This is a genomic window from Mycobacterium sp. 852014-52450_SCH5900713, assembly GCF_001667075.1.
Lineage (GTDB): Bacteria > Actinomycetota > Actinomycetes > Mycobacteriales > Mycobacteriaceae > Mycobacterium.
Map to the genome: position 1 here is coordinate 1 of NZ_LZIL01000001.1, position 12492 is coordinate 12492.

At 68.3% G+C, this 12492-nt stretch carries 13 protein-coding genes; 8 read left to right on the top strand and 5 right to left on the bottom strand.

Translation table 11 applies throughout. The features are described 5' to 3' along the window. Positions 1-330, top strand: a 330-nt coding sequence (locus tag A5773_RS00005; RefSeq protein ID WP_197507832.1) for a lipopolysaccharide assembly LapA domain-containing protein, incomplete at its 5' end; no start/stop codon positions are given. A 3-nt stretch (positions 331-333) separates the two neighbouring features. On the opposite strand, the gene A5773_RS00010 is transcribed toward A5773_RS00005, so the two are convergent. Continuing rightward, on the bottom strand, positions 334-1380 hold the full coding sequence (locus tag A5773_RS00010) for a phosphotransferase family protein (protein WP_067788792.1): 1047 nt from the start codon (positions 1378-1380) through the stop codon (positions 334-336). Between the two features lie 9 nt (positions 1381-1389). After that, positions 1390-1998, bottom strand: a complete 609-nt coding sequence (locus tag A5773_RS00015) for a histidine phosphatase family protein (protein WP_067788795.1) — start codon at positions 1996-1998, stop codon at positions 1390-1392. A 104-nt stretch (positions 1999-2102) separates the two neighbouring features. On the opposite strand from A5773_RS00015, the gene A5773_RS00020 reads away from it, so the two are divergent. The 6 genes from A5773_RS00020 to A5773_RS00045 all read left to right on the top strand — a co-directional run bounded on the left by A5773_RS00020 (position 2103) and on the right by A5773_RS00045 (position 7566). Further along, the gene (locus tag A5773_RS00020) at positions 2103-2762 is read left to right on the top strand and encodes a class I SAM-dependent methyltransferase (protein WP_067788800.1); all 660 of its coding nucleotides are present in this window, start codon (positions 2103-2105) and stop codon (positions 2760-2762) included. A gap of 62 nt (positions 2763-2824) precedes the next feature. Continuing rightward, positions 2825-3871: a phosphotransferase family protein gene (locus tag A5773_RS00025; protein ID WP_066954944.1), complete on the top strand. Its 1047-nt coding sequence runs from the start codon at positions 2825-2827 to the stop codon at positions 3869-3871. A 1-nt stretch (position 3872) separates the two neighbouring features. Continuing rightward, a complete protein-coding gene (locus A5773_RS00030; protein WP_066954947.1) occupies positions 3873-4637 on the top strand; it encodes an SDR family NAD(P)-dependent oxidoreductase in 765 nt (254 codons plus the stop codon). A 42-nt stretch (positions 4638-4679) separates the two neighbouring features. After that, on the top strand, positions 4680-5987 hold the full coding sequence (locus tag A5773_RS00035) for an acyl-CoA dehydrogenase family protein (protein ID WP_066954950.1): 1308 nt from the start codon (positions 4680-4682) through the stop codon (positions 5985-5987). Next, a complete protein-coding gene (locus A5773_RS00040) occupies positions 5984-6595 on the top strand; it encodes a TetR/AcrR family transcriptional regulator (protein ID WP_067788808.1) in 612 nt (203 codons plus the stop codon). Before A5773_RS00035 ends, A5773_RS00040 begins: the two co-directional genes overlap by 4 nt. Further along, on the top strand, positions 6595-7566 hold the full coding sequence (locus A5773_RS00045; RefSeq protein ID WP_067788811.1) for an NADPH:quinone oxidoreductase family protein: 972 nt from the start codon (positions 6595-6597) through the stop codon (positions 7564-7566). The genes A5773_RS00040 and A5773_RS00045 overlap by 1 nt, the downstream gene beginning before the upstream one ends. Here the strand turns inward: A5773_RS00045 and A5773_RS00050 are convergent. Further along, on the bottom strand, positions 7556-9427 hold the full coding sequence (locus A5773_RS00050; RefSeq protein ID WP_369817287.1) for an alkyl/aryl-sulfatase: 1872 nt from the start codon (positions 9425-9427) through the stop codon (positions 7556-7558). The genes A5773_RS00045 and A5773_RS00050 overlap by 11 nt on opposite strands. 177 nt (positions 9428-9604) lie before the next feature. On the opposite strand from A5773_RS00050, the gene A5773_RS00055 reads away from it, so the two are divergent. After that, positions 9605-10081 (top strand): lipoprotein LpqH, encoded by a 477-nt coding sequence (locus A5773_RS00055; RefSeq protein ID WP_066954962.1) that lies wholly within the window; start codon positions 9605-9607, stop codon positions 10079-10081. Here the strand turns inward: A5773_RS00055 and A5773_RS00060 are convergent. Then, positions 10074-11591, bottom strand: a complete 1518-nt coding sequence (locus tag A5773_RS00060; protein WP_067788815.1) for a cell wall metabolism sensor histidine kinase WalK — start codon at positions 11589-11591, stop codon at positions 10074-10076. The genes A5773_RS00055 and A5773_RS00060 overlap by 8 nt on opposite strands. Next, complete coding sequence (locus A5773_RS00065) at positions 11569-12273, bottom strand: response regulator transcription factor (RefSeq protein WP_066954966.1); 705 nt, start codon at positions 12271-12273, stop codon at positions 11569-11571. Before A5773_RS00065 ends, A5773_RS00060 begins: the two co-directional genes overlap by 23 nt. Positions 12274-12492 lie beyond the last annotated feature (219 nt).

Genomic DNA, 12492 nt, shown 5'->3' on the forward strand with positions numbered 1-12492 from the left:
GCCTCGCCCAGCCAGCCCCCCCCCAAGCCCCCCGCGACGCCCAAGCCGGGCGCGGCGCCCAAGGAACCCGCGATCGGGTTCACCCGCGCCGGCGCGCTGTGGTCGTCCCTGATCGGCGGCTTCCTGATTCTGATTCTGCTGCTGATCTTCATCACCCAGAACACGGCGGAGACGCCCTTTACGTTCTTGGGCTGGCACTGGCGCCTGCCGCTGGGCGTGGCCATCCTGCTCGCGGCGGTGGTCGGCGGGCTGATCACGGTGGCCGTCGGCACCGCGCGAATCCTGCAACTGCGCCGCGCGGCCAAGAAGCATCACGCGGCGGCGCGCTAGGGCCTAACGGGGGAGCTTGGCGAGCTCCGCCAGCCCGCGCGAGATCAGCGGGGCCACGACCTCCGGCATGTTGTCGGAGTCCATGCCGCGAGCCTGGTCCGACATCCGCCGGCGGAAGTCGATGCCGGCCGCGATGATGGCCAGCTTGAAGTAAGCCAGGGCCATATAGAACTCCCAATGCGCCAGCGGCAAGCCGGCGACCAGCGAGTACCGGTCGGCCAACTCGTCGGCCGTCGGCAACAGCGGTGACGTCCAGGCCGCCTGCGCATTGACGATCAAATCCAGCGCCGGGTCGCGGTACACGCACATCAGGGCCGCATCCGACAGCGGGTCCCCCAGGGTGGACAGCTCCCAGTCGACGACGGCGCGCACCTTCGTCGGGTCGTCGAGGTCCAGGATGGTGTTGTCGATCCGGTAGTCGCCGTGCACGATCGACGTGCGGCTTTGCTGGGGAATGGCCTGTTGCAGACCGGAGTGCAGGCGCTCGACGTCGGCGTCGCGGCGGTCGTCGGGCAGCCGCACCAACGCCCATTGCGAACCCCACCGCCGCACCTGTCGCTCCAGGTAGCCGCTGGGCTTGCCGGAATCGGCCAGCCCCACGGCCTCGGGGTCGACGGAGTGCAGGTCGACGAGGACCCGGATCAGCGAATCGACGCAGCCCTCGATGACGGTGTGGCTGAGGGCTTCGAGCTGGGCGCGACGGCGCACCACCTGGCCGGCGACGAATTCGACGATCTGGAACGGCGCGCCCAGCACCGAGTCGTCCTCGCACAGCGCGATCGCGCGCGCCACCGGAACCGGTGTGTCGCGCAGCGCGGCGACGACTCGGTACTCACGGGCCATGTCGTGCGCCGACGGGGTCAGGCCGTGCAGCGGCGGGCGCCGCACCAGCCAGCTGGTCTCGTCGTCGTAGACGCGGAAGGTCAGGTTGGAACGGCCACCTGAAATGAAGTCCGCGCGCAGCTCACCGTCGCGTCCGATGCCGAGCGAACGCAGGTACCGATCCAGCGAGGCCAGGTCGAGGCCCTCGAGTTGGTCAGCTGAAGTCACCGAACTTGTTTACCACCTCTGATTTCGCGGCAGCAGGTCCCACACGTGCTCGACTCCGTTGACCCCCGCCACTGTCGCCTGACCGGATCGCGAGAACAGCAGCCGGGTGACCGACGCGTAGTCGACGGGGAACGACAACAGCCGGGACGTCCCCAGAATCTGGTGCAGCAGGACGTTGATCACACCGCCGTGGCTGAACACCGCGACCGTGTCGTCGGGATCGACGGAGGCGACGAGGTCGTCGACCGCCGCGCGCACCCGGGCGAGAAACGCTTCCTCGTCGACCGCGCTGGGCAGGTGGCCCTGGGCCAGGCGCGCCCACTCCTCGGGCATTTCCTCGCGGATCTGCTCGACCGGGATGTACAGCGGAAGGTCCCGGTCGTATTCCGCGAATCGGTCGTCGACCTCGACGGTGAGATCCCGCGCCGCCGCGACCGGTTCGGCGGTCTGGATTGCGCGCCGCTGGGGGCTGCTCACCACCCGGGAGATGGGAAACCGGTCCAGCGCCTTGGGAAGTCGCTCGATCTGTGCCAGCCCCTCGTCCGACAGGTCCGGGTCGGAGCCCTCGCCGTGTTCGCTGCGCAGCGGCAGCGCGTGCCGGACCAGAAGCAATTGCATGGGTGTGTTCCTGTCTGTGGTTGAGCGCGACGTGTTCATTCAAAGCATGCGGACCGGCCCGCGCAAAATAGGGCTCAGACAAAGGCCGACCGCGAGGAGGACGGATGACCGAGCCGAGCAGGGATTGGGATGTGGCGTACCGGCAGGAGACGCCGCCACCGTGGAGCATCGGCCGGCCGCAGCCCGAGCTGGGGGTGCTGATCGACGAGGGCAACATCCGAAGCGATGTGCTGGACGCCGGTTGCGGTCATGCCGCGCTGTCGCTGGCCCTCGCCGCGCGGGGGTACACCGTGGTGGGCCTGGACAGCAGTGCCACCGCCATCCAGGCCGCTGCAATGGCCGCCGCGGAACAAGGACTGACCACGGCGACTTTCGCGCAGGCCGACGTCACGAACTTCCGCGGCTACGACGGCCGCTTCTCCACGATCATGGACAGCGGGCTGTTCCATGCGCTGCCGCCGGAGAAGCGCCAGGACTATCTGCAATCGATCCTCCGGGCCGCCGCCCCGGGAGCGGGGCTGTACATCTTGGCCTTCGCCACCGGCGCGCTGGGCGACGCCGACCACGGCGGACCGCGCGGCTTCACCGAAACCGAGTTGCGCGAGGCGGTCTCGACCCTCTGGCGGGTCGACGATCTGCGCCCGGCCAAGGTCTACGGCAACGCGGCCCCGTCCTCCGACGGGCCGCTGGCACATCTGGAGCACGACGATGAAGGACATTTCATGGCACCCGGGTTTCTGCTCACCGCGCACAAGCCGGACTGAGCCGAAAAGCCGAAGGTCGACGCCGAGAATGCTATTCTCCGCACAGAGAGCGGGGTGTGCGGATGACGACGGTAGGTCAGGACCGACTGGACGCGGGTGTTCTCGCCCGCTGGCTGGATGCGAACGGTGCGCCGGGCGACGGTGAGGAGCCGCGGCTGGAGCAGCTGAAGGGCGGTTCGCAGAACACGCTGTATCTGCTCGACCGCGGCGGCGAGCGGATGGTGCTGCGGATGCCCGGCGCCCGCGCCGATGCGGCGCGCATCGACGGCTTGCTGCGCGAGATCCGGCTGGTGCGTGCCCTGTCCGGCACCGACGTCCCGCACGCGGCGCTGATCGCCGCCGACGACACCGGCACCGTGCTCGGCATGCCGTTCTACGTCATGCAGGCCATCGACGGGTGGAGCCCGATGGACGGCGGGTGGCAGCCGCCGTTCGACACCGACCTGGACGCCCGCCGCGGGCTGGCCTTCCAGCTCGTCGAGGGCGCGGCGAAGCTGGGGCGGGTGGACTGGCGGGCTCAAGGTCTGGACGGCTTTGGCCGCCCGGACGGATTTCATGAGCGGCAGGTCGACCGCTGGCTGACCTTTCTCGACGCCTACAAGGTGCGCGACCTACCGGGCCTCGACGAGGCCTCGGAGTGGCTGCGCAACAATCGGCCCACGCATTACCAACCGGGCATCATGCACGGCGATTACCAATTCGCCAACGTGATGTTCGCCCACGGGGAGCCGGCGCGGCTGGCCGCGATCGTGGACTGGGAGATGACGACGGTCGGCGACCCGCTGCTGGACCTGGCGTGGTGCCTGCTGGGCTACGACGGCGAAAAGCCGCGCGCCGACGGGTTCTATCTCGACATGAGCGGCATGCCCACCCGCAGCGAACTGCTGCGGCACTACGAGGCGGTCAGCGGGCTTTCCACCGAAAACATCGACTACTACCTGGTGCTGGCGAATTGGAAGCTCGGCATCGTGCTGGAAAAGACCTACGCTGCGGGGGTGCACACCGGAAAGGTCGACCCCAAGGTCCAGGACGCCTTCGGGACGATGATCCCGCAGCTGATCGCGACGGCGGCCGCACTCGCGCGCTCCTTGCCCTCCGGGGGTCGGTGAAATGGGTTACGCGGACCGGCTTTTCGATCTCACCGAGCGGGTCGTGCTGGTCACCGGCGGCAGCCGCGGACTGGGCCGCGAGATGGCGTTCGCCGCCGCACGCTGCGGCGCCGACGTCGTGATCGCCAGCCGCAACATGGACAACTGCGTGACCACGGCCAAGGAGATCGAGGCGGAAACGGGGCGCTCCGCCATGCCCTATCAGGTGCACGTCGGGCGCTGGGATCAGCTCGACGGCCTGGTCGAAGCCGCCTATGACCGATTCGGCAAGGTGGACACGCTGATCAACAACGCCGGCATGTCCCCCCTGTACGACAAGCTGACCGACGTCACCGAGAAACTGTTCGACGCGGTTCTCAACCTCAACCTCAAGGGGCCGTTCCGGTTGTCGGCGTTGGTGGGTGAGCGGATGGTCGCGGCAGGCGGCGGGTCCATCATCAACGTGAGCACCGCCGGGTCGCTGCGCCCCACTCCCGACATCGTTCCCTACGCCGCCGCCAAGGCCGGCCTCAACGCCATGACCGAGGCGCTGGCGAAGGCATTCGGTCCGTCGGTGCGGGTCAACACGCTGATGGCCGGACCCTTCCTGACCGACGTGAGCAAAGCCTGGAATCTCGAGGCGGCCCACGGCAAGCCGTTTGGCCACCTTGCGCTGCAGCGCGCCGGAGACCCGGGCGAAATCGTCGGGGCCGCACTGTTTTTGGCGTCGGACGCCTCCAGTTTCACCACCGGGTCGATCCTGCGCGCCGACGGTGGAATTCCCTGACGCGGCGATCGCAAGCGCGACTGAACGAGTAGGAGCATTCGAATGTCTTGGGACTTCTCCACCGAACCGGAATTTCAGCAGAAAATCGACTGGGTACGCGACTTCGTCCGCGAAGAGGTCGAACCCCTCGAGGTGCTGTTCCCGGGTTGCGAGTTCCTGCCGCTGAACGACGAGCGTCGCCGCATCGTCGATCCGCTCAAGCAGCAGGTGCGCGACCAAGGCTTGTGGGCACCGCATCTGGGCCCCGAACTGGGCGGCCAGGGTTTCGGCGCGGTCAAGCTGACGTTGATCAACGAGATTCTGGGCCGCAGCCCGTGGGCGCCGATCGTGTTCGGCACGCAGGCGCCCGACACCGGCAACGCCGAGATCATCGCCCGCTTCGGAACGCAGGAGCAAAAGGACCGCTACCTCGCCGGCCTGCTGTCCGGAGAGATCTTCTCGTGCTTTTCGATGACGGAGCCGCAGGGCGGCGCCGACCCGCGAGTGTTCCGGACGCGCGCGTTCCGCGACGGCGACGACTGGGTGATCACCGGGCGAAAGTACTTCTCCTCCAACGCCTCCGTCGCCTCGTTCTTCATCGTCGTCGCGATCACCGACCCGGACGTGCCCGTGCACCGCGGCGCCTCGACGTTCCTGGTGCCGGCCGGTACCGACGGGTTGACCATCGAGGCCACCCACCACCTGGTCGGCGCGCTGCCGCACGAACCCGGGCATTCCCTGGTGCATTACGAGGGCGTCCGGGTGCCGTCGGACGCGCTGTTGGGCGAACCGGGCCAAGGCTTCATGATCTTGCAGACCCGGCTGGCCGGGGGGCGGTTGCACCATGCGATGCGGTCGATCGGGGTGGCCCAGCGCGCGGTGGAGATGATGGCGCGCCGCGCGAAAAGCCGTTTCACGCAGGGCAGCTCGCTGGCCGACAAGCAGCTGGTGCAGGCGTTCATCGCCGACTCCTACACCGAGCTGATGCCGTTCCGGCTGGCGGTGCTGCACGCGGCGTGGCTGATCGACACCGCCGGGGAGCATGCGGCCCGCGCCGAGATCGGCGCCTGCAAGATTCTGGCGTCTCAGGTGCTGAAATCGATTGGACTGCGCGCTATCCAGGTGCACGGCGCGCTGGGCACCACGGACCAACTGCCGCTGGTCAACGTGCTGCTCGGCGGAGTGGCCCTCGGCCTGGCCGACGGGCCGACCGAGGCCCACAAGGTCAACCTGGCCCGGCTGCTGCTCAAACACTACGAGGCCGAAGACGCCGAGTGGCCGAGCGAACTGCTGGACATCCGCCGGGAGGCCGCACGCACCAAGTACGGCGGCCTCGTCAATCATGTTCCGGCGCTGCCCGATTCGCCGTGAGCAGCAGGGTGACCGCGGCGGTCGAGCGGGCGCTCGACGACCGCCAGCGGGAGGCTACCGAAGAGGTGGAGCGCATCCTGGCCGCCGCGGTCCGTGTCATGGAACGGGTCGCGCCGGAACCTCCGCGGGTGAGCGATATCGTCGCCGAGGCCGGTTCCTCGAACAAGGCGTTCTACCGGTATTTCGCCAGTAAGGACGATCTCATCCTGGCCGTCATGGAACGCGGCGTGGCCATCGTCGTGTCCTACCTCGAGCACCAGATGGCCAAGGAGCGCGAGCCCCGCGATCAGGTCGCCCGCTGGATCGAGGGCACGTTGGCACAGGTGGCCGACCCGCACCTGATCAGCCTGAGCCGGGCGGCCGCCGGACAGATGTCGGCCGGCGCGAATTGGCGTGCGGCGGATCAGGAGATGATGCGGCCGCTACGCGATCTGCTCGTCGAACCCGTTGCGGCGCTGGGAAGTGGCGATGTCGAGCGCGATGTCGAGGCCGTGTTCAGTTGCACCGCCGCGACCATGCGCCGATACGTGGGGTCGGCCGACCGGCCCAAGTCCGACGACATCGCACACCTGGTGGAGTTTTGTCTGCGCGGTCTGGGGGTCAGTTGATGCGCGCCGTGGTCTGCCGTACCTACGGCACTCCGGAAGATCTGGTTCTCGAGGACGTCGACGATCCCGTTCCGGCCCCCGGGCAGCTGCTGGTGCGCGTGCACGCCGCCGCGGTCAATTTCCCCGACGTGCTTTTCATCGCGGGCAAGTATCAGGTGAAGATTCCGCCGCCGTTCATACCGGGCAACGAGATCGCCGGCGAAGTGATCGCCGCCGGTGCCGGCGCGCCATTCCAGCCAGGGCAGCGAGTTTCGGGAACCACCTTCGGTGCGTTCGCCGAACTGGCGCTGCTGGACGCGAGCCAGGCGGAGCTCGTACCCGACGACGCCGACTTCGCGTCGGCCGCCGCCTTCGGCGTGACCTACCGCACCGCGTACCACGCACTGCGATCGACCGCCACAGTGGCAGAAGGCGATTGGGTCGTGGTGCTGGGCGCCGCCGGCGGTGTCGGGCTGGCCGCGGTCGACCTGGCCGTCGCCATGAAGGCGCGGGTGCTGGCGGCCGCCTCGAGCCCGGAGAAGCTCGAGCTGTGCCGGCAGCGCGGCGCCGAGGCGACCGTCGACTATGACCGTGAGGACTTGAAATCGCGCATCCGCGAGCTCACCGGCGACGCCGCCCGGGTGATCATCGACCCGGTCGGCGGGCCTTATGCGGAGCCGGCGCTGCGCGGGCTCGCGCGCGGCGGCACCTTCGTCACCCTGGGCTATGCCGCGGGCGCAATACCGGCCATCCCGCTCAACCTTGTTCTGCTCAAGGATATCTGTGTGCGCGGCATGGAGATCCGCACCTTCATGACCGACCACCCCGACGAGGCCATCCGCGACATGCGGGAGCTGTCGGAGATGTTCGCCGACGGCACGATCCGGCCGTACATCGGCGCGCGGTTCCCCTTGTCCGAAACCGCCGCCGCGCTGCGGCATGTGGCCGACCGGAAGGTGTTGGGCAAGGTCGTGATCGACGTCACGGCGTGACGATGTCGAAGCTCGGGTCGGGTTGGTCCAGCACGCCCAAGAAGGCCTGCAGCGCCGCCTGATCACCGGAGATGTCCAGGCCGGCCGAGGTGAAGTCGCCCAGCGCCGCCGTCAGCAGCCGAGACTTGCTGTCCAGTTGGACCGTAACGGTGGCGGTTGCGGGTTCAGCGGCCACCTTGCGGTGAACGAGGACCCCGTTCCGCAGCGTGAGCCGGTAGTTGGCGGCGAGATCAGCGAAGGCGATGTCGATCGTGAGGTCCAGATCCCAGCTGCGCGGCCCGTCGACCCGGACGGCGAGGCCGTCGAAGATCTGTTCCGGGGTCAGCTGGGCCAGCATGCTCGGCGACACCTGCGCCGCGGTGCCGAAGTTGCCGTCGCGCAATTCCGTTGCCCCACTGAGGAAGAAGTTGCGCCACGTGGCGTTCTCGGCACCGTAGGCCAGTTGCTCGAGCGTGTCGGCGAACAGCGCCCGGGCACCGATATGCCCGCTCTCGGTGAAGATCGCGTGATCCAGCAGCGTTGCCGCCCAACGAAAGTCACCGGCGTCGAACGCCGTTTGGGCCAGCTCGACGACCCGGTCGATTCCGCCCATCGCCGCCACGTAACGCGGCGCGAGGGCCTCGGGCGGATGCGGCCACAGTCGGGCCGGGTTGCCGTCGAACCAGCCCATGTAGCGCTGGTAGACGGCCTTCACGTTGTGGCTGACCGACCCGTAATATCCGTGGGTGTGCCAGGCGCGCTCGAGCGCCGGGGGCATTTGGAACATCTCCGCGATCTCGACCCCGGTGTAGCCCCGGTTGAGCAGTCGCAGCGTCTGGTCGTGCAAGTAGGCATACAAGTCGCGCTGCAGCGACAGGAAGTCGACGATGCTCTCCCGCCCCCAGGTGGGCCAATGATGGGAGGCGAACACCACGTCGGCGCGGTCGGCGAAGGCGTCGATCGCTTCGGTGAGGTAGCCGGACCAGGCGTGCGGGTCGCGCACCAGGGCGCCGCGCAGGGTCAGCAGGTTGTGCAGGTTGTGGGTGGCGTTCTCGGCCATGCACAGCGCGCGGAATCGCGGGAAGTAGAAATGCATTTCGGCGGGCGCCTCGGTGCCGGGCGCCATCTGGAACTCGATCTCCACGCCGTCGATGATGTGCTTCTCGCCGGTCTCGCGGATATCGATGGTGGGGACGATGATCGCCACCTCACCGGTGGACGGCGCCTGGCCCAGCCCGCAGCCCACCTGGTCCCGGGGCCCGCGGGGCAGCAGCGTGCCGTACATGTAGGTCGCCCGGCGCGTCATGGCCGGCCCGGCGTAGACGTTTTCCTGGACCGCATGCTCGACGAAGCCCTCCGGCGCGAGCACGGCCACCGCGCCGGAACCCACATCCTCCTGTGAGGTGACGCCCAGCACGCCGCCGAAATGGTCGACATGGCTGTGGGTGTAGATGACCGCGACGACGGGACGGTCGCCCCCGCGGTGTGCGCGATACAGCGCCAGTGCCGCCGCCGCGACCTCCGTGGACACCAGCGGGTCGATGACGATGATGCCGGTGTCGGTCTCGACAAACGTGACGTTGGAAAGGTCGAAGCCACGGACCTGGTAGATGCCCGGAACCACTTCGTAGAGGCCTTGTTTGGCCGTGAGCGTGGACTGCCGCCACAGGCTGGGGTGCACCGACGGCGGGGCGGGACCACCGAGGAAGGAGTAGGCGTCGTTGTCCCAGACCACGCGCCCGTCGGCCGCCTTGATCACACATGGGGACAGGGCGGCGATGAATCCGCGATCGGCGTTGTGAAAGTCCGCGTCGTCATCGAAAGGCAGCGCGTGCGCGCGATGCGCCGCCTCGATGACCGCGGTGGGGGGTGTGCGCTCCACGCCAATACATTGCCACCAACGCACCATTTCGCGAGGCGTTGCGGCGCAACTTGTCAGGTGGCCGACGAAGACAGGAACAATTAATCGGAACCGTAGGTGTTCGGCTCAGTTAACCCGCATACTGCCCCAGACGGCCCTCAATGCCGAGGGTCGCAACTTTCGGGCAAAGGAGAACATGTGAAGCGTGGACTGATGGTCGCGGTGGCCGGAGCGGCAGTTCTGGCCGCCGGAATTTCCGGCTGTTCCAGCAATAAGTCGAGTTCGGGCGGTTCGGGCACCAGCTCCGCGGTGAACACCTCGGCGGGCGCTGCCAGCGGAACCAAGGTCCTCATCGACGGCAAGGACCAGAACGTGAGCGGCTCCGTCGTGTGCACCACGGCCGGCGGCAACACCAACATCGCGATCGGTGGCGCAGCGACCGGGATCGCCGCCGTGCTCACCGACGCCAACCCGCCCCAGGTGAAGTCGGTCGGGCTGGGCAACGTCAACGGTGTGACGCTGGGCTATACCTCTGGGACCGGCCAGGGCAACGCCTCCGCCGAGAAGAACGGCAACAGCTACAAGATCACCGGGACGGCCACCGGGGTCGACATGGCCAACCCGATGCAACCGGTGAACAAGCCGTTCGAAATCGACGTCAATTGCTCTAGCTAACTGAGGACGCGGGCGGTTGCCACCCGTTGAGTGGCAACCGCACCGTGAACTCGGTATGGCCGGGCGAGCTGTCCACGGTGATGGTTCCGTTGTGAGCCTTGACGACCGCGGAGACGATCGCCAGACCCAGCCCGGTGCTGCCCCCCTTGCGCGAGCGCGAGGTATCGCCGCGGGCGAACCGCTCGAACACTTCCGACTGAAGCGCCGCCGGGATGCCGGGGCCGTTGTCGATGACCTGCAGCACGGTGTCCGCCGGCTCGGTGCTCAACCGGGTGGTCACGACCGTGCCGGCGCCGGTGTGCAGGCGGGCGTTGGCGAGCAGGTTGGCCAACACCTGGTGCAGCCGGGCCGCATCACCGGTGATGATCACGGGTTCCTCGGGCAGGTCGAGCTCCCACTGATGGTCCGGCCCGGCGACATGCGCGTCGTTGACCGCGTCGACCGCCACCCGCGACAGATCGACCGGCTCGCGTTCCAGCGGCCGGCCTGAGTCCAGCCGGGCAAGCAACAGCAGGTCCTCGACCAGGCGCGTCATTCGTTCGGTCTCGGAGGCCACGCGGCTCATCGCGTGCTCCACCGCCTCCCGGTCGTCACCCATGCGCTGGGTCAGTTCGGTGTATCCGCGGATCGCGGCCAGCGGCGTGCGCAGCTCGTGACTGGCGTCGGCGACGAACTGGCGGACGCGGGTCTCGCTGGCCTGCCTGGCCGACAGCGCGGCCGCGATGTGGTCGAGCATCCGGTTGAGGGCGGACCCGAGTTGGCCGACCTCGGTCGAGGGGTTGGCGTCGGATTCGCGCACCCGGACCGGGAGTTCGACCTCACCGCGGTCCAGCGGCAGGTCGGCCACCCTGCTCGCGGTCTGCGCGACGCGGCGCAGCGGCGCGAGCGCCCGCCGGATGATGACGACCCCGGCTATCGTCGCGGCCGCCAGCGCGATCACGGTGACGATGCCGAAGATGATCAGCATCCTGATCAGGGTGGCATCGACGTTGGCCATCGAGAGCCCCGTCACGATGGTGTCGCCCCCGTTTCGGCTCGGGGCGGCGACCACCCGATAGCGGCCGAGGCCATCCAGGTCCACCGTGACCGGCACGCGGCTGTCGGCGATCCGCTCCAGTTGGTCCTGGGCGGTCGGGGTCAGCGCGGCCCGGGTGCCGCTACCGGTCAGATAGCCGGCGCCGACCGTTTTGCCGTGGTTGATCACCGCGGCCACCATGCCCGCCGGCTGACCGGGGGCGTCCAGGAATCGGGGGCCGGGGCCCGGCCGCGGGTAGTAGGAGTGCTCGCGCCGCCAGCCCGGACGGTTCGGTTCGGGGTACATCAGCGCCGAACGGAACGACGTGCCGGCGAGTTGCCCGTCGAGCTGCTTGACCAGATGGTGGTTCAGCGCCAGCTCGGTCACCGCGGTGATGCCGACGCACACGATGGCCAGCACGACGATCTGCCCGACAAGCAACCGCAGCCGCAGGGACCAGGCCCGCCCCGGGTCAGCGAGCCGGCTTGAGGACATAACCCGCGCCACGCAGCGTGTGGATCATGGGGTCGCGGCCGTTGTCGATCTTCTTGCGCAGATAGGAGATGTAGAGTTCGACGATATTGGACCTGCCGCCGAAGTCGTAGCTCCACACCCGGTCGAGGATCTGGGCCTTGCTCAGCACGCGCTTGGAGTTGCGCATCATGAATCGAAGCAACTCGAACTCGGTGGAGGTCAAGGCGATTGGCTCGCCGGCACGGGTGACCTCGTGACTGTCCTCGTCCAGCACCAGATCGCCGACCACCAGCTGCGCGCCGCTGTCCACCGTCGTCACTCCGGTGCGTCGCAGCAGCGCCCGCAACCGCAGCACCACCTCTTCGATGCTGAACGGTTTGGTGACGTAATCGTCGCCGCCCGCGGTCAACCCGGCGATGCGGTCTTCCACGGCGTCCTTGGCCGTCAACAGGAGCACGGGCAGCTGCGGGGTCTCTTCGCGCAACTTGTGCAGGACATCGAGCCCGCTCATATCGGGGAGCATCACGTCGAGGACGACCACGTCGGGGCGTTGGGCGCGGGCGGCGGCGATGGCCGACGCCCCGTCGCTCGCGGTCGCAATGTTCCAGCCCTCGTAGCGCAGCGCCATCGACACCATTTCGGCGAGCACCGACTCGTCGTCCACGACCAACACGTTGATCGGGTTGCCATCGGCACGACACATGACTACCCGCTCGACGGAGGATCGGGGCTGGGTCACAAGATCCAGTATGCGCACCGCGCTGAGCCGCCGCTATGGCCTACCTTTGCGCCCCCTGTGAATGGGATCGCGGGGGGGGGCGGGTGGGGCGCCGCCCCCGGGGTTGCGCCGGCGGGGGAGGTAGAAGAATGAGCGCCCCGCACCGCGCTGAGCCGCCGGCGCCCAAAACAACACACCCGCCCC

Coding starts and splice junctions, on each gene's coding strand:
- A5773_RS00015 (WP_067788795.1), bottom strand. CDS start 1,998: ATGCAATTGCTTCTGGTCCGGCACGCGCTGCCGCTGCGCAGCGAACAC.
- A5773_RS00020 (WP_067788800.1), top strand. CDS start 2,103: ATGACCGAGCCGAGCAGGGATTGGGATGTGGCGTACCGGCAGGAGACG.
- A5773_RS00025 (WP_066954944.1), top strand. CDS start 2,825: ATGACGACGGTAGGTCAGGACCGACTGGACGCGGGTGTTCTCGCCCGC.
- A5773_RS00030 (WP_066954947.1), top strand. CDS start 3,873: ATGGGTTACGCGGACCGGCTTTTCGATCTCACCGAGCGGGTCGTGCTG.
- A5773_RS00035 (WP_066954950.1), top strand. CDS start 4,680: ATGTCTTGGGACTTCTCCACCGAACCGGAATTTCAGCAGAAAATCGAC.
- A5773_RS00045 (WP_067788811.1), top strand. CDS start 6,595: ATGCGCGCCGTGGTCTGCCGTACCTACGGCACTCCGGAAGATCTGGTT.
- A5773_RS00060 (WP_067788815.1), bottom strand. CDS start 11,591: ATGTCCTCAAGCCGGCTCGCTGACCCGGGGCGGGCCTGGTCCCTGCGG.
- A5773_RS00065 (WP_066954966.1), bottom strand. CDS start 12,273: ATGTGTCGTGCCGATGGCAACCCGATCAACGTGTTGGTCGTGGACGAC.